This is a genomic window from Belnapia arida (assembly GCF_016773205.1).
In the GTDB taxonomy this organism is placed as follows: domain Bacteria; phylum Pseudomonadota; class Alphaproteobacteria; order Acetobacterales; family Acetobacteraceae; genus Belnapia; species Belnapia arida.
Genome location: NZ_JAETWB010000034.1, coordinates 1 through 18,941, shown reverse-complemented (window position 1 = coordinate 18,941; position 18,941 = coordinate 1). Strand labels below are relative to the sequence as shown.

At 63.9% G+C, this 18,941-nt stretch carries 21 protein-coding genes and 1 pseudogene; 8 read left to right on the top strand and 14 right to left on the bottom strand.

Translation table 11 applies throughout. The annotated features are described in order from the left end of the window. Window positions 1–373 precede the first annotated feature (373 nt). The 3 genes from JMJ56_RS27380 to JMJ56_RS27370 are packed head-to-tail and all read right to left on the bottom strand — an operon-like array spanning window position 374 to window position 3,876. Window positions 374–1,342, bottom strand: a complete 969-nt coding sequence (locus JMJ56_RS27380) for an NAD-dependent epimerase/dehydratase family protein (RefSeq protein WP_202834925.1) — start codon at window positions 1,340–1,342, stop codon at window positions 374–376. After that, on the bottom strand, window positions 1,339–3,111 hold the full coding sequence (locus JMJ56_RS27375; RefSeq protein ID WP_202834924.1) for a fatty acyl-AMP ligase: 1,773 nt from the start codon (window positions 3,109–3,111) through the stop codon (window positions 1,339–1,341). Before JMJ56_RS27375 ends, JMJ56_RS27380 begins: the two co-directional genes overlap by 4 nt. Next, the gene (locus JMJ56_RS27370) at window positions 3,112–3,876 is read right to left on the bottom strand and encodes a phosphocholine cytidylyltransferase family protein (protein ID WP_202834923.1); all 765 of its coding nucleotides are present in this window, start codon (window positions 3,874–3,876) and stop codon (window positions 3,112–3,114) included. Window positions 3,877–4,347: 471 nt separating this feature from the next. On the opposite strand from JMJ56_RS27370, the gene JMJ56_RS27365 reads away from it, so the two are divergent. Then, a complete protein-coding gene (locus JMJ56_RS27365) occupies window positions 4,348–4,734 on the top strand; it encodes a transposase (protein ID WP_328702484.1) in 387 nt (128 codons plus the stop codon). 357 nt (window positions 4,735–5,091) lie between these two features. Here the strand turns inward: JMJ56_RS27365 and JMJ56_RS27360 are convergent, their stop codons facing one another. The 4 genes from JMJ56_RS27360 to JMJ56_RS27350 are packed head-to-tail and all read right to left on the bottom strand — an operon-like array spanning window position 5,092 to window position 8,261. Continuing rightward, window positions 5,092–5,760 carry a Rossmann-fold NAD(P)-binding domain-containing protein gene (locus tag JMJ56_RS27360; RefSeq protein WP_236038676.1) on the bottom strand — a complete coding sequence of 223 codons (669 nt, stop codon included), beginning with the start codon at window positions 5,758–5,760 and terminating at the stop codon, window positions 5,092–5,094. Then, entirely contained in the window at window positions 5,741–6,184 is a 444-nt protein-coding gene (locus tag JMJ56_RS36265; RefSeq protein WP_236038675.1) for an SDR family NAD(P)-dependent oxidoreductase, read from the bottom strand. The genes JMJ56_RS27360 and JMJ56_RS36265 overlap by 20 nt, the downstream gene beginning before the upstream one ends. Next, window positions 6,181–7,545 (bottom strand): sensor histidine kinase, encoded by a 1,365-nt coding sequence (locus JMJ56_RS27355; RefSeq protein WP_202834921.1) that lies wholly within the window; start codon window positions 7,543–7,545, stop codon window positions 6,181–6,183. The genes JMJ56_RS36265 and JMJ56_RS27355 overlap by 4 nt, the downstream gene beginning before the upstream one ends. Further along, window positions 7,542–8,261 (bottom strand): response regulator, encoded by a 720-nt coding sequence (locus tag JMJ56_RS27350; RefSeq protein WP_202834920.1) that lies wholly within the window; start codon window positions 8,259–8,261, stop codon window positions 7,542–7,544. Before JMJ56_RS27350 ends, JMJ56_RS27355 begins: the two co-directional genes overlap by 4 nt. Window positions 8,262–8,667: 406 nt before the next feature. Here JMJ56_RS27350 and JMJ56_RS27345 point away from each other — a divergent pair, with 406 nt between their 5' ends. From JMJ56_RS27345 to JMJ56_RS27325, 5 genes are all read left to right on the top strand, one after another. Further along, complete coding sequence (locus tag JMJ56_RS27345) at window positions 8,668–9,300, top strand: DedA family protein (RefSeq protein ID WP_202834919.1); 633 nt, start codon at window positions 8,668–8,670, stop codon at window positions 9,298–9,300. A gap of 13 nt (window positions 9,301–9,313) precedes the next feature. Further along, window positions 9,314–9,955, top strand: coding sequence for a class I SAM-dependent methyltransferase (locus tag JMJ56_RS27340; protein ID WP_202834918.1), 642 nt, complete (start codon window positions 9,314–9,316; stop codon window positions 9,953–9,955). Window positions 9,956–10,375: 420 nt separating this feature from the next. Beyond that, the gene (locus JMJ56_RS27335) at window positions 10,376–11,329 is read left to right on the top strand and encodes an SDR family oxidoreductase (protein WP_202834917.1); all 954 of its coding nucleotides are present in this window, start codon (window positions 10,376–10,378) and stop codon (window positions 11,327–11,329) included. Between the two features lie 67 nt (window positions 11,330–11,396). Next, on the top strand, window positions 11,397–12,155 hold the full coding sequence (locus tag JMJ56_RS27330) for an SDR family NAD(P)-dependent oxidoreductase (protein WP_202834916.1): 759 nt from the start codon (window positions 11,397–11,399) through the stop codon (window positions 12,153–12,155). Between the two features lie 123 nt (window positions 12,156–12,278). After that, the gene (locus JMJ56_RS27325; RefSeq protein WP_202834915.1) at window positions 12,279–12,656 is read left to right on the top strand and encodes a hypothetical protein; all 378 of its coding nucleotides are present in this window, start codon (window positions 12,279–12,281) and stop codon (window positions 12,654–12,656) included. 358 nt (window positions 12,657–13,014) lie between these two features. On the opposite strand, the pseudogene JMJ56_RS27320 reads toward JMJ56_RS27325, so the two are convergent. Further along, a pseudogene (locus JMJ56_RS27320) lies at window positions 13,015–13,731 on the bottom strand (IS6 family transposase). 206 nt (window positions 13,732–13,937) lie between these two features. Here JMJ56_RS27320 and JMJ56_RS27315 point away from each other — a divergent pair. Next, window positions 13,938–14,864 carry a LysR substrate-binding domain-containing protein gene (locus JMJ56_RS27315; RefSeq protein WP_202834914.1) on the top strand — a complete coding sequence of 309 codons (927 nt, stop codon included), beginning with the start codon at window positions 13,938–13,940 and terminating at the stop codon, window positions 14,862–14,864. A gap of 158 nt (window positions 14,865–15,022) precedes the next feature. Here JMJ56_RS27315 and JMJ56_RS35690 read toward each other — a convergent pair whose 3' ends face one another. The 5 genes from JMJ56_RS35690 to JMJ56_RS27300 all read right to left on the bottom strand — a co-directional run bounded on the left by JMJ56_RS35690 (window position 15,023) and on the right by JMJ56_RS27300 (window position 17,408). Continuing rightward, complete coding sequence (locus tag JMJ56_RS35690) at window positions 15,023–15,370, bottom strand: DDE-type integrase/transposase/recombinase (protein ID WP_407927960.1); 348 nt, start codon at window positions 15,368–15,370, stop codon at window positions 15,023–15,025. Between the two features lie 6 nt (window positions 15,371–15,376). Then, entirely contained in the window at window positions 15,377–15,706 is a 330-nt protein-coding gene (locus tag JMJ56_RS34300; protein WP_236038674.1) for an aldo/keto reductase, read from the bottom strand. After that, window positions 15,707–15,907: an aldo-keto reductase family protein gene (locus tag JMJ56_RS34295; protein WP_236038673.1), complete on the bottom strand. Its 201-nt coding sequence runs from the start codon at window positions 15,905–15,907 to the stop codon at window positions 15,707–15,709. It lies immediately after the preceding gene. An 18-nt stretch (window positions 15,908–15,925) separates the two neighbouring features. Next, entirely contained in the window at window positions 15,926–16,102 is a 177-nt protein-coding gene (locus JMJ56_RS34290) for an aldo-keto reductase family protein (protein ID WP_236038672.1), read from the bottom strand. 307 nt (window positions 16,103–16,409) lie between these two features. After that, on the bottom strand, window positions 16,410–17,408 hold the full coding sequence (locus tag JMJ56_RS27300) for an MBL fold metallo-hydrolase (protein ID WP_202834912.1): 999 nt from the start codon (window positions 17,406–17,408) through the stop codon (window positions 16,410–16,412). 116 nt (window positions 17,409–17,524) lie between these two features. On the opposite strand from JMJ56_RS27300, the gene JMJ56_RS27295 reads away from it, so the two are divergent. After that, window positions 17,525–18,439: a LysR family transcriptional regulator gene (locus tag JMJ56_RS27295; protein ID WP_202834911.1), complete on the top strand. Its 915-nt coding sequence runs from the start codon at window positions 17,525–17,527 to the stop codon at window positions 18,437–18,439. Between the two features lie 67 nt (window positions 18,440–18,506). Here JMJ56_RS27295 and JMJ56_RS27290 read toward each other — a convergent pair. Next, a partial coding sequence (locus JMJ56_RS27290; protein WP_202834910.1) for a transposase occupies window positions 18,507–18,941 on the bottom strand: 435 nt, incomplete at its 5' end.

The window sequence follows — 18,941 nt, the reverse complement described above, 5'->3', positions numbered from 1 at the left end:
TGCTTCCGGCACGGATGCACCCACTGTGGTCTGGTACGAGGGTCAGCGGGTGCCGGTCGGCCTGGATTTCACCTGTTCCGACAGATTGCGAAGGGTCTGGTTTCGGGTCGAGAACGGCCTAGTCGAGATGCGTTCGTCGCGACACCGAGGCCTAGCGGTCTCAAAGCCGATGCTTGCCGGCACGGTTTCCCCGGACGGAGAGATGGCATTGCGCTCAACTGGAGCGACTCGCTCCGCCGTCGGGCGGATCCAGGGCGATCACCTGACCGCATCGGATGTACCGGACCTGATGGTGCTAGGCCGGACGCGTGGGACCTGTGGGTTTCGGTATGAGGCAACCCGTAAGTAGCGCCTGTACCGGCGGCACGAGCTTTCATGTGAAAGCCGTAGCCTTGACCAAGCCGAGGCTCGTCCACCAGCCAAGCAAATCGCGTAGCCCAGCCTGCAGCGGAATGCGGGGCGCCCAAACCAGCCTGGGCAACTGCCGCTCGGCACTCGACCCCCAATCCCGGTGCAGGAACTCGCGCGCTTTGCCGCGCCCGAACAGGGTGGGCCGCCCGGTTATCAACGACCAGGTATCGGCCGCTGCTCCGCCCGCCAGCAACATCGCATCGGGCACCGGCACGAAACGTGGCTCGCGCTGCAGCATCTCGCAGAGTTGGCACAGGATCTCCCGCCAGCTGTAGCCGCGCAAACGCTCGTCTGCGACCTCGAAGACCGCCTTCGAAGGCCCGGCAAGGCAAACGCCGGCGATGGCCGTGGCGACGTCCTGCGCATGGACGAAGCTGATACGCGGCTCCGGGGCGCGGGGTACCGGTATGATCGGAGCGGAGATCAGTCGACAGAGCGCAAGGCCTTCGCGGTCGCCGGGTCCGTAGATGACACCAGGCCGCAGCACTACCCAAGTGGCCCTCTCACCGAGGGCGGCAGCCACCGCCGCCTCACCGGCCTGTTTGCTTTCGGCATAGGACGACAGATGCGGCTCTCGCGCCGCGAGTGAGGAAATCAGAACAAGGCGCGCCCCGGGCGCAGACGCGGCGGTTGCGGCGGCCAGCCGGGCGCTGCCATCGCGGTTCACAGCAAAGAAATCCGCCCGCCGTCTGGCTTTGGTGAGGCCTGCAAGATGCACGACCGCCGTCGCCCCCCTAACCAAACGCTGCAGCGCCTCCCCATCCGCGAGGTCGCCGCACACCAGCTCCACCGGGCGGGACGGCAGTCGTAGCGCGACGTCGCCCCGGACCAGGACGCGTAATCGCCACCCTTTGCGCGCCAGGGTGTCGAGCACATGACGCCCCAGGAATCCGGTCGCACCGGTGACCGCGATGAGCGGCGTTTCCATCATTGAGGAACCGGCTCCAAGATGGGTGCAGGCGTAGTGAAAGCACCTGCCAGATAGCGTGCGCGTGCCGCCATGCGGCTGAGCTTGCCCGAGGAGGTGTGCGGCAGGCTTCCGGGAGGTGCCAGGACGATGCGAGCCTCCAGCCCATGCCGCGCGCGTAGCGTGCCTGCGGCATTGGATACAAGCTTCGCGCGCGCGTCACTGTCGGACAAGCCACGTGCTTCAATCAACATCACGACCTGCTCCGTCCCGTCTTCCTCAATAGCGAAGGCAGCGGCGTCGCCGGTGCGGACAGAGGCGACAGCTTGCTCGACCGACCACTCCAGATCCTGCGGCCAAACATTTCGGCCGTTCACGATGATCAAATCCTTGGCCCGCCCAGTAATTACTAGGTGGCCGTTCAGGAGATAACCAAGGTCGCCTGTGTCAAGCCAACCATCGGATGAGAGGGCGGCTGCGCTTTCCTCCGGCTGTTGATCGTAAGCGCGCATCAGTCCCGGACCGCGGACCAGAATCCGTCCCACTTCGCGCTCCGGCAGCGACTGCTCTGGCCAGGGGAAGCTGGCGGCCCGCCGTATTTCCACCTCGGTCCCTGGCACCGGCAGCCCACATAGGGCGAAGGCGCGCGTGCGTTGGCTCGTGGTTTTGGCGGGCTTGGCGATGCCCTCGCGCTCGAGCTGATCGAGGTCCACGGTATCGGTAGCGACACCGGTCTCGAGCGGTGCGAAGCTGACCGCCAACGTCGCCTCCGCCATGCCGTAGCTCGGCACAAAGGCCTCTGCGCGGAAGCCAACGGCGGCGAAGGTTTCTGCGAAGCGGGCCAGCACAGGGGCACGTATCATGTCGCCTCCTATACCAGCGACCCGCCAAGCGGAAAGGTCAAGCGGCGGCCCCTTCGCCATGCCAAGCCGCGCCCGGCGGACGCAGAGTTCGTAGCCGAAGCTTGGGCTGTAGGAGAGCGTGCCACGATTGGCGGACAGCAGGCGCAGCCAAACATGCGGCCGCCGCGCGAATTCCTGAGGGGAGAGGAAATCGACCGTCACCTGACCGGCGAGCGGCGCCAGCATGAAGCCTACTAGCCCCATGTCATGATAGAGCGGAAGCCAGGACACCGCGCGGTCTTCCGGCACCACGCGCAGGCCGTGCCGCAAAATCGCGCCGATATTGGCCATCAGCGCCCGCTGAGTGACCGCAATGCCCGCGGGGAAGCGGGTGCTGCCAGAGGAAAATTGCAAATAGGCGACCTCGTCTGCCTGTGTGGGCAGCAAGACCCGGCCGTCGTCAGGATCGCCCGGCAACGCGGCAACGCTGCCGAAGGCCTTCAGCCCGGCCTCGCGCGCGAAGGGCGCCAGCCAATCCCTCATAGCGTCCGGTACAAACAAAGCCGATGCACGGGATGCGAGGGCCAGTCGACGGATATGCTCAACATAAACCTCACGGCCGCCGAATGCCGCGGGCAACGGCATCAGCGCTGGGACCAGGCCTGCGTACTGGCAGCCAAAGAACGCCGTGATCACATCAGGCTGAGTCTCGGCAACGATCGCCACCCGATCCCCGCGCCGAAGCCCAGTTTGCAACAGACGGCGCGCCACAGCGAGGGCATCCCGGCGCAGCAGCTGATAGGACAGAACTTGTGTGACCATACCCCGGCCATCGTGGAAATTGAATCCGGTGATGCCTTCTGCGGCGTAGTCTAAAGCCTCTGACAATGTGGCGAAGTCGCCGAGCCGTTGAGGGCAGGAGTTCAAGCTGGGAAGCAGCGAGGGATCCATTCAGATCCCCTCCGCGACTACGGCAACTGCAGGCTCGCTCCAGGCACGTACGAGCAGTTCGGCGGAAGCAAGGTCCGCCGCATAGTCGATCTCGCCCCAGGCGTGGCCCTCGATCGATCTCGTCTCCACGACACCAGTCTGCGCCAAAGCATGGATGACCGACAAATACCAACGGCCAAGCCCGTCCGGCTGCCGCAGTGCCGCTTCGAGCCCGGCCGCGAACATTTCTCCCCCATCCCGGCGAAACTTCAGCATGCCGATGGATTCGCCGTGGATGCTGCCGACCGGCAGCGTCTTGCCGATCGCCGTCAACCGCGTTCCATCCAGCGAAACCTTCATATCATCGGCGTCGTAGGTGGGTTTGCGGTCGATTGCGACTGTAATCGGATGCTCCGGTGCTGCCAGCACATGCCGAAGCACCGCCGTCTCAAACAGCGTGTCACCGTTCAAAAGAACGGTTTCAGCGGTCTGCAGCAGATCACGAACAAGAAAGCAGCTGCCGATATTCTCGGCCACACTGAAGAAAGGGTTGAAGACTGTGCGGATCATGGTATGGGCCGGAGTGATGCTGTGAACCAAGTGCTCTACCGCATCAGCCTCAAATCCCGTGACGAGCGTGATATCGTGGATACCAACAGCGGCTAACCCACGAATTTGCCATTCCAGGATGGAGCGTCCGGCGACTGGTAGAAGGCATTTGGGCAACCGCTCTGTCAGCGGCAGCAAGCGTCGACCTTGGCCGGCACATAAAATAATGGCCTTCAAATCACTGTCCCCTCATCTGGTTGATTGACGACTTACAGCTTCGTGGAAAATTTTCGCAAGGCACTGCTTGCTTCTGAAACTTTGTTGCGGCCGTTACCCGCTGTTTGCTTGGGTTAGAGAAAGTCGGAGCCCGTTCTCTCCATATTGCAAGGGCATCCCGGTTGCCGTTCGAAGCGAATGCCGCTCATCGCCATCACATCTCAAAGCAGCGGAACCGGATGGCCAACAGGGCCGAGGGCTATGCGGGCATACGCGCCTACGGCGGTCGCAGCCTGGATGGTTAAGTTGCGCACCGGTAGAGGTGGCGGCCTATTTCGCGCTCGTCATTGCTATAGCCCTGACGTTGCGGATTGAATTCCATTTGGCAGTGCGCCAGAGAGAGGGACTGATCGCCTCCCTCCTGCAACTGCCCGGCCTCGACCCGCTGGTGTCCAATATAGTATTCTCAGCCGACGGCCCAAGACGCTCAGTGTGCTGCGGTCGAAGGCGGGAAGTGCGCCGGTGCACCTGCTGGCGGACAGCATCGCCCTCCTCTTGTGCAGGCCAGGCGCCTGGTGGGACGGGAAGCACGGCACAAGACGGCGTCAGGCAAGGCGAGTGCTGCACCTCGCCACGGATACCGATACCGGCGACATCGCCGCGTCGGTGCTCACCGGCAGGGATGCCGACGACGGCTCGCAGGTAGGTTCGCTGCTCAACCTGATTGATCGTTCCTTGTCCCCCTTCATTGGCGACGGTTCCTACGATCGCAAGAACATTTACGCCGAAGTTACGGCGCGCCATCCTGAAGCGGCCGTGGTCATGCCGCCGCGCGCAAGCGCGGCGCTGAGCGCAGTCGCGGAGACCGACTTGACATAGAGAGGGCGGTATCAGTCGCTCATCTTCGAGCGCGGCCGCATGGGCTGGCGGCGGATGTCGGTGGTACAAATGGCGCGTTCTGTCAGAGGCAGACACTGCGCTATTGAAGCGGTTCGTGGGTGACGGCTTACGCTTCTGGACCGAAAGGCGGCAGGCGAACGAGGTGGCGACCGCTGCGGACGCGTTGCACCGCATGCTCAACCTGAGATGCCCGGAGTACGTCAGCATCGCGTTGCCCCAGAACGGGGTAGGGCTTAGCGCGTTCGCACCGTCTACCCATGAACCACGGTCGCTGAAAATGCATGCCACGAAGCAATCACCTGTTAAGTGTGTAAGACCAAGAAGCGGGTTCCAGCGTCAGGCTCGGTTATCGGCTCCTGTCGAGATGAGGTGCGTGGTATTTGACAGAACTTTGCATTGGCGGAAATCCACGCCTGTCAACAAGCTGGACTCTTCCCAGAGCCGGCTTGCGGCCTTCAAATCCAGCGACTGTGGCGGAGGCTTCGCGTCTGTCGGGTAGCCACGCGTCTCGCCTAGCCTATCCGGACCATAGTAGCCGCCTTTTCGCGCGTCAGGCGACGTTGCCGCAAATAAGGTGGGTAGCGCCCCCTGCGCGACCGGCTGAAACAGAAACCACAGCACCGAGCGCGCTAGTCCCTGAACGCTTAACCGGCCCGGTGCGTTGTGCAGGAGATCGGTTCGCGAGATGCCGGGATGCGTGGCGATGCTTGTGAGGCACCAGCCAGCGGCGTCACTGCGGCGCTGAAGTTCGAAAGCGAACATCAAGCAGGCGAGCTTAGACTGCCTGTAGGCCTGCATCGGCCTATAGCCGCGTTCGGACTGCAGGTCGTCGAAATCGATGGCACCTGAGCGGGCGGCGATGCTGGAGAGCGTCACGACCCGAGGGTCTCTGCCGTGTCTCAGTAGCGGGAGAAGATAGGCTGTAAGAGCGAAGTGACCGAGATAGTTAGTGCCCATCTGCAGCTCGAAGCCATCAGGTGTGGTTTCACGGCGCGGCGGCATCATTCACGCCTGCATTGTTAATCAGGACATCGATACTCTCCCGCTTGGCATTGAGTCGGTCGCCGCAGGCGGCGATCGAGGCGAGATCTCCCAGATCAAGGAGCTCAAAGGCCACTGTGGCGCTTGGTATGCTCTTTCTGATACGAGCCACAGCCTCAGCGCCTCGGGCGGGGTTGCGCCCCGCGACGATCACGTCGCCTCCGGCGCGTGCGAACGCCAGCGCGCTCTCGAAGCCAAGACCGTCGGTGCCGGTCACAATAGCTGTGCGGCCGCACTGAGATGGAACATCTCGACTGATCCAGTTTTTCAGCATTCTTGATCTTTCCTCATTCTTGTCTGCGCAGAGTGTCGGTGCTGAGATGGCTTGAAGATCGTGCAGAACGCTGCGCGTGCGGTGCTCGCCGGTGGTCTCGGAAAGCTGGTTCATGTCGCTAGTGGAGGAAGAACGACCAAAGCCTGCAACCCGCCGCTGGCCTGGTTCTTCAGCGTGAGATCCCCACCATGGGCGCGTACTATGCTGCGCGCTGATGTGAGGCCCAGCCCCATGCCCCCGGTACTCGGCTGCCGCGCCTTGCTGAGGCGACGGAAGGGCAGGAAAACTTGTTCCAGCTTGTCATCATCGATGCCGGGGCCGCGGTCACGGACTGACACCTCAGCGCCTTGCTCCGTCATCCGAAGAGCGACACTGGGAGAGGTGGCGTGCTTGATGGAATTATCCACAAGGTTCACGAAAACCCGACGGAGCGCGCGAGGACGCCCGGTCCACCTCGCGTGGTCCGGTCCGACATAAGCGATATTGACACCCTGGTCGCCGTAATCGTCCGCGATGGTCTTCAGGAGCTCCGCCAAGTCGAAGTTTGTCGCATCTTCATGTCCTGCATCGTCGCGAAAGAAGGCCAGCGCGGACTCCACCATGCTTTGCATCTCGTCCACGTCCTGGAACAGCTTCCGCTGCTGCAGAGAATCTTCCATCAGCTCGGCTCGAAGCCGCATCCGGGTCAGCGGCGTGCGCAAGTCGTGCGATATGGCAGCCAGCATCGTGGTCCGGTCTTCAACGAAGCGGCGGATCTGCGCCTGCATTGCGTTGAACGCGCTGATCGTCTCGCGCAGCTCTTTCGGACCCTGCAAGGGGATGGCCGGCGCATGCGGGTCCGCGCCGAACCGCCGCACGCCCGCTGCGAGCCTCTCGACTGGTGACGCCATGGTGCAGGCCGCGGTTGTCGCGAGAATGATGCAGGACAACACGGAAAAAATCCCGATCAGAATCCAGCGGTAGGGCATGGAGATGCCCCAGCTTCGTTCAGCGGTGGCAAATATCAACCAAGTGCCGTCGCTCAACTGCACGCCCATGAAGTACCGGTTCCCGTCGCGCAGGAGTTCGCCTACACGAGGCGATGAGTTTACCTCTGGCATCCCGTTGCGGAAGAAGAGGACGGTTCGGGTCGGATCGCCGAGCACCCTCCTGAAAGCTGCGCTGCCACGATTGTAGTTGGTCTGAAGGCGCTTGCTTGGCTCGACCGGGGAGACCGCGTACCAGGTGACGTTATAAGCGGGCGCACCCGCCGAGGCTGCGAGGGTCTCCCGGATCTCCGGCGGCTGCGCCTCGATGATCCGCACCGTCGCTGCCGCTGCATCCAGCATCCCGCTCTTTTCAAAAGACGGCCGGCCCCACACTCCTGCCACGCCGACGAAGATCCCGTTCATCAGGAGCGTCGCGAGAATGGCCAGCAAGATGGTGAGGCCGAACCGGTTCGCAATGGTGTCCCGCATCCAGTGCCGCGGGCTCATGATCGGGACACCGTGGCCGCTAACATGTAGCCGCCGTTGCGGACGGTCCGGATCAGTTCCGGGCTCCTGGGTGAGTCCTCGAGCTTCCGCCGGAGGCGGCTGACCTGCACATCGATGCTCCGGTCGAAGGCTGCGTGGCTCTCACCACGCGCAAGGTCCATCAGCATGTCCCGGGTCAGAACACGCTGCGGGTGCTCGACGAAAGCGAGGAGAAGATCGAACTCGCTGCTTGATAACGGCACGAGGGTGTTGTCTTCCGATCGCAGCTCTCTTCGGGCGATGTCGAGGCGCCACCGCCCGAAGGACAGCATGGGCCGGGTTTCCTTTGGCCGGGAAATCGTACGGCTATCACCGCGGCGAAGGACGGCCTTAACCCGGGCCAGGAGCTCGCGCGCGTTAAAGGGCTTGGTGATGTAGTCGTCCGCCCCGATCTCCAGACCGATGACCCGCTCCATATGATCACTTACTGCCGTGAGCATGATCACCGGCACGGAAGAGCTTGTACGTAGTCGGCGGCAGAGGTCGAAGCCGCTCTCATCCGGTAGCATCACGTCGAGGACGACCACATCCACGGCTTGCTCCTCCAGCATGGTGAACATCTCGCTCCCGTCCCGCGCGGCCGAAACCTTACAGCCGTGGTTCTGAAGGAACTCAGTAAGGAGCGTCAGGATGTCCTCGTCGTCATCCACGATCAGGATATGCGGCATCGGCGTCATGGCCCTCCCTATCATCTCGAGCCCGCGGGATTATGACGGCAATTCGAGTCAATTGTTTCCGCTCGGACACAAGGTGTCGCCTAGGCAAGAGAACGCTCATCATCGGTACGCACGGCACCCTTAGGGTTGCTCCATCAAGTCGGAGCCTTGCCGTGATCCACGCTTCCCCATACCCCGATCCAATCCAGTGCCACGCACCTGATCAGCTTGGCACGCTTGTGACGGGCCCTCGTGTCCGGGGCCACATGCCCGCGCTCTGGCCGGAGTGGTGTGCCGCCCGACTCGCCCGCCTTCCCTCCGGCGACCATCAGGCAGCCGCCTGCGAACATGGCGCTCGAGGGATCGGAGCGACGATCCCGTACCATGCCGGCCGCTGCTCCTCTGACTGCTTCCGGCCCGCCTGATCATGGATCCGCTCGGAAGCCTCATTGAATGGGCTGCACCGGTCGGCTTGCCGGGCCTGTTCGCGATCGGCGCGATGGAGCGGATCGTCCCGGTGCTGCCATCCTACGGGCTGCTCGTCGCGATCGGGATCGGCGCCGCAGATAACCTCTGGCCGGCACCGCTCGCCATCCTCGCGGTCACGTCCGGCAGCACGGCCGCCTACTGTGCCTGCTACGCCGTGGTTACCGCGCTCGGCGAGGCCCGCTCGCGCCCGCTCCTCCACTGGTCCGCCCGTCTCCTCGGCTTTCCGCCGGACCACCATGCCCACTGGGTGGAGGCCTGCCGCCAGCACCTAGCACCGATCGCCTTCGGTTCTCAGCTCGTGCCGACAGTTCGGCTGCTGACACCCGTCATTGCCGGGGTCCTGCGGGCCAAGCCGCGGACCTTCCTCCTCGCCAGCGCCGCGGGGATCGCCGTCTGGAACACTCTTTTCATCGGGCTCGGCTTCCTGGCTGCCCAGGCCACGTCCGAGGTCAACGCCTCCACCCTCGCCCTCGAACTCCTGGCAGGCCTGATCGCCGTTGAGGCCCTCGCGGTCCTTGCCTGGCGACGCCTGCGCAACGCGGCGTCGCGCCAAACCTCTATCCATCCCTGAAGGACCGAGCGCCATGAGCTTTGCCACCATCAGTGACACCTACGGGTTCTTCCGCGCCTGGCTTGGCGATCCCCTGCGTGTCGCCGCCATCGTGCCCTCCGGCCGGGCCTTGGCGCAGGCCATCACGGCTGAGATCTCCGCCGATACCGGCCCCGTTATTGAGCTCGGCCCAGGGACCGGCTCCTTCACCCGCGCACTTCTTCGCCGTGGCGTCCGGGAAGATGACCTCGCCCTCATCGAGTTCGGCTCGGAGTTCGCAATGGCGCTGCAGCTCCGCTATCCCCGCGCCCACACCATCTGGATGGATGCATCCCGCCTCCATGCGGTGCAACTCTTCGGCGGCCGCCCGGCCGGTGCTGTCGTCAGCGGTCTACCCGTCCTCTCGATGCCGGCCCGCAAGGTGATCGGCATTCTGGAGGGCTCCTTCGCAAAAATGCGGCCGGGCGGTACCTTCTACCAGTTCACTTATGGACCGACCTGCCCCATTCCGCGCGCGCTTCTGGACCGTCTTGGCCTGAAGGCGGTGCGCATCGGCGGCACCCTCGCCAATGTGCCACCGGCCGCAGTCTACCGTATCCGCCAGCGTCAGCCGAGGCCCACGAGCGACTGGATCTCGCTGCCTCTGATGCAGAAGGACAACAAGCAACATCCGTAAGCTTCCAACGATGGCCGCTGAGCCATCCACGAACGCGCGTCATCAAGCTTCCAAACTTGGACTTCCATGCCATGAGTTCATCCATCTTACTCAGTCGCCGAAGACGGCCGCTCAAGGCGCGCTGCCCACCCTTTACGCCGCCACTGCCCCAGACGCGAGCGGAGGCGCCTACTATGGTCCGACAGGCCCACAGGAGGTCAACGGCCCGCTCGGCCTGGCCGCCATCCCGACCGCAGCTGGCGACGCTGCGACAGCCGCCCGCCTATGGACGGTCTTCGAGGAGTTGACCGGCACCCGGTTTCCATCTCGCGCCGGCTGACATCTCTGCGCCAAGCCTAACGCTAGTGTTGCCTGGACTTTGCGCCCAGGCAGCATCCCCGGTGCGCAATTCTCAATGCAATCATCTGAAAGGTAGAGTTCGTGGCACGTTGGACAGTTGCCAACATCCCCAGCCAGTCCGGCCGCTCCGCTGTTGTGACTGGCACTGGCGGTCTCGGCTACGAGATTGCGTTGGGTTTGGCGCGGGCTGAATGCGCAGTGATCATCGCAGGCCGCAACCCCGAGAAGGGGAGGAATGCGACAGCAAGAATCCGCCGGGAAGTACCGTCGGCCACAATCGAGTTCGAGGTCCTCGATCTTGCCAGCATCAGGTCCATCGATGCTTTCGGTGCCAAGCTACGGCAGCAACGGGGATGCCTCGACCTCCTCGTCAACAACGCGGGCGTCATGGTGCCGCCGGAGCGGCAGGCGACCGAGGACGGGTTCGAGCTGCAGTTCGGTACGAACTACCTCGGGCACTTCGCCCTGACACAACAGCTTCTGCCCGTTCTTACCAGGGGCAAGGGCTCGCGGGTAGTGACGGTGAGCAGCATAGCAGCACGTGGTGGATCCATCGACTTCCACAACCTCAATGCCGAGCGGGCCTACCAGGCAAGAAAGACCTACGCTCAGTCAAAGCTCGCCTGCCTGATGTTCGCGCTGGAGCTACAGCGTCGAAGCGATCTGGGTGGATGGGGCATCGCCAGCATCGCCGCGCATCCTGGTGTCTCGCGAACCGACTTGCTTCTCAACGCTCCGGGTCGGTTCAGCTTGGAACGCATATCCCGGACTCTGCTTCCCTTCGCCTTCCAGCCCGCCGCCCAAGGTGCATTGCCGGTTCTCTACGCCGCGACTGCGTCGGACGCGAAGGGAGGCGCGTACTATGGGCCAGCAGGGATGAGCGAGACACGAGGATATCCGGCCGATGCGAAGATCCCGGCAGCCGCTCTGAATGAAGCCGATGCCACTCGTCTGTGGGATATCTCCGAGATGCTCGTCGCAAAACAGCGATGGCAGTCACACCGTGTCCCGGGTCCGCACCCCCATGGCCACTGATCCTCACACGGTTGGTGTCAGAATCATAGAAACACCTACTGCGACGACCGTCGCTCACGGGGTACCCATGCAGGATAAGCTAGTCGCGCTGGTCACCGGCGCCAATCAAGGTATCGGCTTTGAGATCGCCAAAATGCTGGTCAACAATGGTTTTACAGTCCTCGTCGGATCGCGTAGCACCGAGCGCGGCGAAGCCGCCGCGGTCAAACTGGGGCCATCCGCTGTTGCAATCCAGTTGGACGTAACGGACCACTGGTCGATCGCCGCTGCCGCGGAGCGGGTTCGCGTAAATTACCGCCGTCTCGATGTGTTGGTTCAGAACGCTGCTATCGCGACCGCCACGCATGGCGGTTTCGAAAGCGGCGAGGAACTTGCGAAAGCGAGCCGGCCAAGTGTTGCATCCCTCGACGACGTCCGTGCCGTTTGGGAGACAAACGTATTCGGCGTGCTCGCCGTTTATCAGGCGATGGTTCCAATCTTAAGGAAAACGCCGAACTCACGCATTATCAACGTCTCCAGCGGAATGGGTTCTTTGACACTGAACTCCGACCCGAGTTTCCCCCTGAGACCGCTTTTTGATGTCACCTACTCGGCGTCCAAGACCGCGCTGAATGCCCTGACACTCGCAATGGCGATCGAACTGGAGGCCGAGGGCATCAACGTCAACGCAGTCTCTCCTGGTCACACCAGGACAGGGCTCACCGGCTTCTTCGGCACAGACACTCCTGAAGAAGGTGCTGCAGAGGCCGTTCGGGTTGCGCTGCTTGGTTCAGCAGGTCCAACAGGTACATTCACGCACGCCAGTATGGGCATCATCCCTTGGTAATCGGTCCCCCTTTGAACTCGGCGCCTAGCAACTACCCCAGAACTTTGAACCCCGGCGCCCACCGTATCCCAAACAGCATCCTCTGCCGTAATTTCGAACGCACGTCACCGGAAGGACTCCTTCATGATGGAACGCCTGTTGATTGCCCTGCTTCCGGTGTTGGCGGCGGGGTGCACCACTTTGACCCAAGGAACCAGCCAAGAAATTTCATTCAACACGCCCAAGGCGGAAGGTGCGCAATGCGTGGTCACTAACGATCAAGGCGACATTCTTGCTCGAGTCACCGCTCCGGCTAGTGTGCGGGTACTCAGAGGGCGTCGAGACCTAACTGTGCATTGTGACAAAGAGGGATTTCGCTCCGGTATTGTGCAGGTAGCATCCTCTTTTTCTTCGAGATCCCGGATTCAGGTTCCGCTTGGCTACGCCGTTGACGGAATCTCAGGCGCGATGTGGAGTTACCCCACAGAAGTGTCCGTAATGTTGGTGCCCCAACCCAACTGAGGAGGTTGGCGTCGCTAGAGAGGGAAACGGCTAATGAAACCTCGCATGAGGTTCCTCCTGTCAACGCGGCAGTTGGTGCCTGTGGGCTATTTCCTTAGCGGGTTAACGTAGAGGTGGAACTTTGTATCTAGCGAGCTTCGCTTGCCAATCTTCCGTCCCGCAGACAGCGTCTTCACCAAAACCCAAGCGTGCGGACTATCGAAGCCTCAAGTGGGAGGGTGTCGTTCTGTACGGCGGAGCGCGCGGCATCCGTTGTCTCATTCGGCAACCTTCACATCAACCCCAATAAGGCGGGCGGTGGGACGGGTTCTGTTGCGATGTTTTCGGCAGATTGCGAGTAGCCGTGACAGGCACCGGATCAAGCGGTGACCTGAAACAGCTCGGCGATAAAGGTGGCTTGGGCTCGCATGTCTTGCCCGCCAACCTTCCGTATCTGCCCTTTCCTGATCATTGCCATCGCTTCGTAGCCTGCCAGTGTCCGCTGTGTTGTGGAAACTTCCGAAGCCTAGGACAGGTCTAACCAAGCGTTTAACGCACCGGTGGTCTTGTTCCACTATACTACTGAGGTATTTGCGTTTTCGTAGCCGAGTGATGCGCCAAAGCTTGCCGCCCTCTTTCATCTCCGCGACGGCGCAGGGGTAGGCCCGTTTCTTGTCCACGGTGATGGTGCGCGGGTTTACCGTGTGAGGCTGCTCCAGCGTCTTGCAGAAAAACCGCTTCGCCGCCTCAGCATCCCGCTTCGCCGAGAGCAGGAAGTCGACTGTCTGGCCGCGACTGTCGACCGCCGATACAGATAGGTCCAGCAGCCCTTCAGACGGACATAGGTCTCGTCCACCCTCCATGCGCCGTTGCTCAGGCGCAGGTGCGGTCGCAGGCGCTCCTCAATCTCCGGCGCGTAGGTCTGTACCCAGCGGGACACCGTGGTATGCGCCACCTCCACGCCGCGGTCAGCGAGCATGAGTTCGAGATCGCGGTAGCTCACCGGGACCATCAAGTACCAGCGGACCGCTCAGAGGATCACCTCGGCGGTGAACTGCCGCCCCCTGAAGGACTGATCCAGCCTGACCGTGGCCATTCACCGCCGTCTCGTCATACCCCGGTTTGTACCTGTCGGGACGGCTCCGCAAGAACGCAACAGAACCGTTCTAAGTGTAGCTTTGCAATCTTGGGCGTAGACGCTGACAGCGTGCGGCTCAGACGAAGGTGTGTGCTGCCAACGGACGCCGCTGCTGTATTTTGGAGGCGCGCGGATCCGATTACTCAAGGTGCGAGTTTCCCACGATGCCCTCTCATACCGACCAGTCCGGCCTACGCCGGGTCGACCTCAACCTCCTGCCGGTTTTCGCAGCCCTCATGAGGGAGCGCAGTGTGACCCGCGCTGGCGAAGCGCTGTTCCTCTCCCAGCCTGCCACTTCGGCCGCACTGGCGCGCCTCCGTGACATCCTGAAAGACGAGCTCCTGGTGCGCAACGGCCGCATGTTGGAGCCGACAGCTCGGGCGACCAGCCTCATGGCGGAGCTGGAGCCATGCCTGGACTCCCTGGCCAGAACGCTAGGCGGGGCCACGCCCTTCGACCCGGCAACCGATCATCGCACCTTTCGCATCGGATGCACGGACGATGTTGCGGTGGCGCTACTGCCAGCCTTCACAACACGGCTGCGCCAGTTGGCCCCGCACTGCAATTTGGTACTCAGGCAGGCTGATTACCGCACGATTCCGCGGATGCTGGAGTCCGCCGAGATCGGCACTGCGGTGGCCTACATGGAGGACGATCTGCCGGCTTCTGCAAAGCAGCGGGTGGTACGACGCGGCGGGTTCGTCGTGGTGCGCGACACGACGACGTTTGGACCGGTAGACCTCGACGCCTACTGCATCCGGCCGCATGCGCTGGTCACACCGTCAGGTGATCTGCGTGGGTTCGCAGACGCGGCGCTCGAGGCGATCGGCCGATCCCGACGAGTGGTGCTCGGCTTGCCGGATTATGGGCTTGTGCGGCGCGCCATTCTCGGGACCGACCTTCTCTGCACATTGCCTGATTTTCTTGGGGAAGCCTTGGTAGCCTCGGGCGGCTTTGCTGCCGACGTTCTACCGTTCAATCGCTCCGAGGCGCCACAAGTCGAGATTCGCATGGCATGGCGCACGACAGTCGATCACGATCCAGGCGAGGAGTGGCTTCGGATGCAGATCGTAGAGGCTTTGGCCTCTTAGCGTAAGCGTCAGCCTACCCGTCCGATGGTTCTGTCAGCGCTCGCGCCAAACCGAAGACGCGAGATGATGACTGGTTTTGGTTACGCGGCTTGCAGAATGGCGAGCGCAGTGGTGGCGCGACGGAGGCGAAGCTGACGACGGCGGTTGGCGGTGGCGTGCTAATTATGGCGGGTCTGAAGGCGGAGGCGGTTGCGGAGTTCATCGTAGCTTCGGCAGAAGCGCTCCGCTGACGCGAAGCTTTTGAAGCCGCGCATACATCGTATGCGCCCTTTCACACCCCGGCGGTCCTGTTCCAATCTGTTATTTTCATAAGCGCTGCTGCGATGGACGATCCTCCGGCCGGGCGTTGATCTGATCGCATGCGGGTAGGAGCCGTGCCCGTCCGTGGTGACCTGATCAGGGACTTGGTCGGTGACCGACTTTGCCGAGCGGAAGAAGGCTTGCGCTGCTGACATGTCGCGGTGCTCGCTCAGCATGGCGTCGACAAGGTTGCCGTCGCGGTCGATGGCCTGCTACCAGGGCATCCTACCGACCTCGCCGAAGCCCGGGATCGTTTCCCTATGCTCCACCATGCGGCGGCGCATCGCCTGATCCGGCACCGGTCCGCGCATCGCTTGCAGATTGTCGGCGGCATGGTCCGGATTGGACGTGCCGTAGAGGACGGATGTCACGGCCGGATGGCCCATCGCCCATTTCAGAAAGAACTGCGCCCAGCTCGTCGCGCCGTTCTCACGCGCCAAGCTAGGCAGGGCGACGCCTTCCACCACCCGCATCAGGCGAGTCTTCTCCAGCGGCTGGTTCACCGGCACGCCCACGCCACGATCGGCCGCGGCGGGCAGCAATCAGCTCTCAGCACTGCAGGAGAAGTTGAAGTAGTTCGTCTGCACGACGTCGGTGCCGCCGACCTCGACGATCGCGGCCAGGTCGTCATGCGCTGCCGTCTCGTGATGGATGACGCCGACGTGCCGAATCAGCCCCTCCCGCTTCCAGGCCTGCAGCAGCGGCACCACGAACGGAGCGTTGACGATGCTGTGGCATTGCATGATGTCGATCGAGGATCGCTAGATCCGCAGCCTGGACTGCTCCAGACTCGCCACCGCGTGGCTTTCGTAGCCGAGGTATTCGCCAGTGGGCCAGATTTTGTTGGCGACGAGGACCTCCGGCTCCTCCGGCAGGCCGGCGAGGAAGGCGCCGACGCTCACCTCGGCTGAGCCGTAGAGCGGGGAGGTGTCGGCCAAGCGCCCACCGCCGGCGACGTAGCGCCTCGCGCAGTGCCTCGCGCTGGTCGCTCAGCATCAGGTCGTAGGTCAGAAAGCTCCCGAGGTCCATCGCCGTCATGCCCTGGCCGGTCCGTCCGATCCGCCGCGTGATGACCGGGCCGGCCTGCGGGGTTGGCCGCGGTGGGGGCCGTGACGCCGCCTGCCTGGGCGAAGGCGCCATGCGGGCCGGCCAGTGTCGTCCCGAGCGCCGCGGCGCCGAGGAAGCCGCGTGGCCGGCGCGGAAGAGCTGTTCCGTCATGTCATGCCCTTTCGTGGTCACGGAGCGTCAGACCTGCCAAGCCGCCGGCACCCAGGCGTAGCCGGTCTCGGTCTTCTGCAGGTGGCCCACGCCGGGGAAGGGATAGTGAAAGCCGAGCACTGGAATGCGGTCGGCCGCGGCCCTGTCGAACAGGCTACGGCGCGCCGCCAGCGCGGCCGCCGGGTCGCGGTCCGGCCCGGGGCGCCAGGGGTGGTCCACGTTGATCACGGGGTGATAGGCGAGGTCCGTCGTCAGCAGCAGCTGGTCGGTCCCGGAATGGACCAGGAAGGCCGCCATGCCCGGCGTGTGCCCGGGCACCGCGATGGTGGCGAGGCCCGGCAGGATCTCCGTCCCGCCCTCGTACAACTCGATGCCGGCGGCGACAGGCTCGACGCTGCGCTTGATGGCCGCGGCGAAGCGGCGCCGGAAATCCTCCGGCACGGGCATATAGGACAGATCCGGCTCGCCACGCACGAAGAACGCCCAGTCCGCCCGCGGTGCGAACACGGTGGCGCGCGGAAAGGCCCCACTGCCATCGGCGGCGCGCAGGTTGCCGACATGGTCGGGATGGGTGTGGGAGATCACCACGGCGTCGATATCGGCGGGGGTCAGCCCGATGGCCGCGAGGTGAGCGAACAGGCGGCCGCCATTCGGCCCCATGGTCTGCCCGGCTCCCGCCTCCAGCAGGATGCGGCGTCCGGTCGCCTCGATCAGCAGAGTGTTCAGGTTCAGGGTCAGGTGGTGGATCGGCAGGAAGGCACGGCGCAGCGCGTCCCGAAGCTCGTCCTCCGGTGCGTCTATGGCATAGACCCGCGGCGGACCGCCGATCAGGCCGTCGCTCAATACCGTCGCGGCAATCTCGCCGACTCGGAAGCGATAATGGCCGGCGTTGCCGCCCGGCGAAGGGACGGCCGGAACCGCAGGTTGCGCGATAGCTGGGCAGGCGCCGCCCGCGGACCAGAGGGCGGCCGCGCCGGCCATGACGCCCAGTGCCGCCCTGCGGCGATAGTCCGTCAACTCCTGCATGCGGCGTCTCCTTTTCTCCGTTGTCACGCCAAGCCTGGCGCTCCTCCGAGATGACGCTGTCGACGTCCACGGATAACCGCGGCTAATCTGCACGGCCTGGTAAGCAGGGCTTCGCAATGCCGCCGCTTCGTCTCGACAGCCTGGATGCCTTCGCGGCGGTCGTTCAATGCGGTGGCTTCAGGGCCGCTGCGGCGCAGCGCGGAATCTCCTCCTCCGCGCTGAGCCAAACGGTCGCCGCGTTGGAGGAGGCGCTCGGCATCCGCCTGCTGAACCGCACGACGCGCAGCGTCGCCCCGACCGAGGCCGGGGCGCGCTTGCTGGAGCGGCTGGCCCCGGCGCTGGACGACATCAGGCTGGCGCTCGGCGACCTCGACCAGTTGCGGGAGAGTCCTTCGGGCACCGTGCGCATCAATGCGCCCGGCCCCGCGGCGGACCACGTGCTCTGCCCGCTGGCCTTCGACTTCATGCGCCGCTACCCGAAGGTGAAGGTCGAGATCATCAGTGACGCGGCGGTCGTGGACATCGTGGCCCGTGGCTTCGATGCCGGCGTGCGCTTCGGCCAGCAGGTTGCGAAGGATATGATCGCGGTGCCGCTGGGCCCGGTCCTGCGCTACACCATTGTCGCCACGCCCGAGTACCTGCGGGCCCGTGGCGTGCCCGCCATGCCGCAGAACCTGCTCCGCCACGACTGCATCCGCCGCCGCTTTCCCGGCGGCACCCTCGTCACGTGGCGTTTCGAGAAGGACGGCGAGGCGCTGGACGTCGCGCCGGAGGGACGCCTGACGCTGAGTTCCGCCCATCAGGAATTGCAAGCGGCGCTCGCCGGCCAAGGCCTTGCGCATGTGTTCGAGGATTATGCGCGAGAGCATGTCGCCTGCGGCGCGCTGGTGGAGGTGCTGCGCGACTGGAGCCCGTGGCTGCCGGGCTGGTTCCTCTATTACCCCAACCGGCGCCACAACGGCGCGGCCATGCGGACCTTCCTGGAGCACCTCCGCGCCCAGGGCCGCGGCTGGGACGCGGCCGCCCCCTAAACGCCCGCTTCCTGCCGCCACTGTCCCAGCAAGAGTTGGTTAGACTCTCCTTGCTCTGTCGCGAGGCTCATCCGGGGGCACTGAGGCGGACGAGGCGCTGGAGGTTGTAAGTGAGCCCGCGCAGTAGCGCCTGGAGGCGCTGCGTTGGATCTATCCTGGCGGTGAGCGCCTCGCCATGGCGCCGCTTCACGACGGACATGACGGTTTCCACCTTCCATCTCTGACGGTAGGCGACGCGATCGGCTTCCACACCTGGCTTGCCGAGCCGTCGGACCATCTCCTGCCGCAGCGGCGTGGTCGCGACCACGCGGGCCGAGCGCCGCTTCTTGGCCGGGATCAGACTGTCGACGCCGAGGCCTTCACGGCAGTGGCGGTGGTTGGCTTCGCTGTCGTAGCCTGCATCTGCCAGGAGTTGCTTGAATGGCATGCGGGCGGCGGCCGCGCTCGCCAAAGGCGGCAGGTCGGTGAAGTCGCCGCACGGGCCCGGCCTGACCCGCTGCGC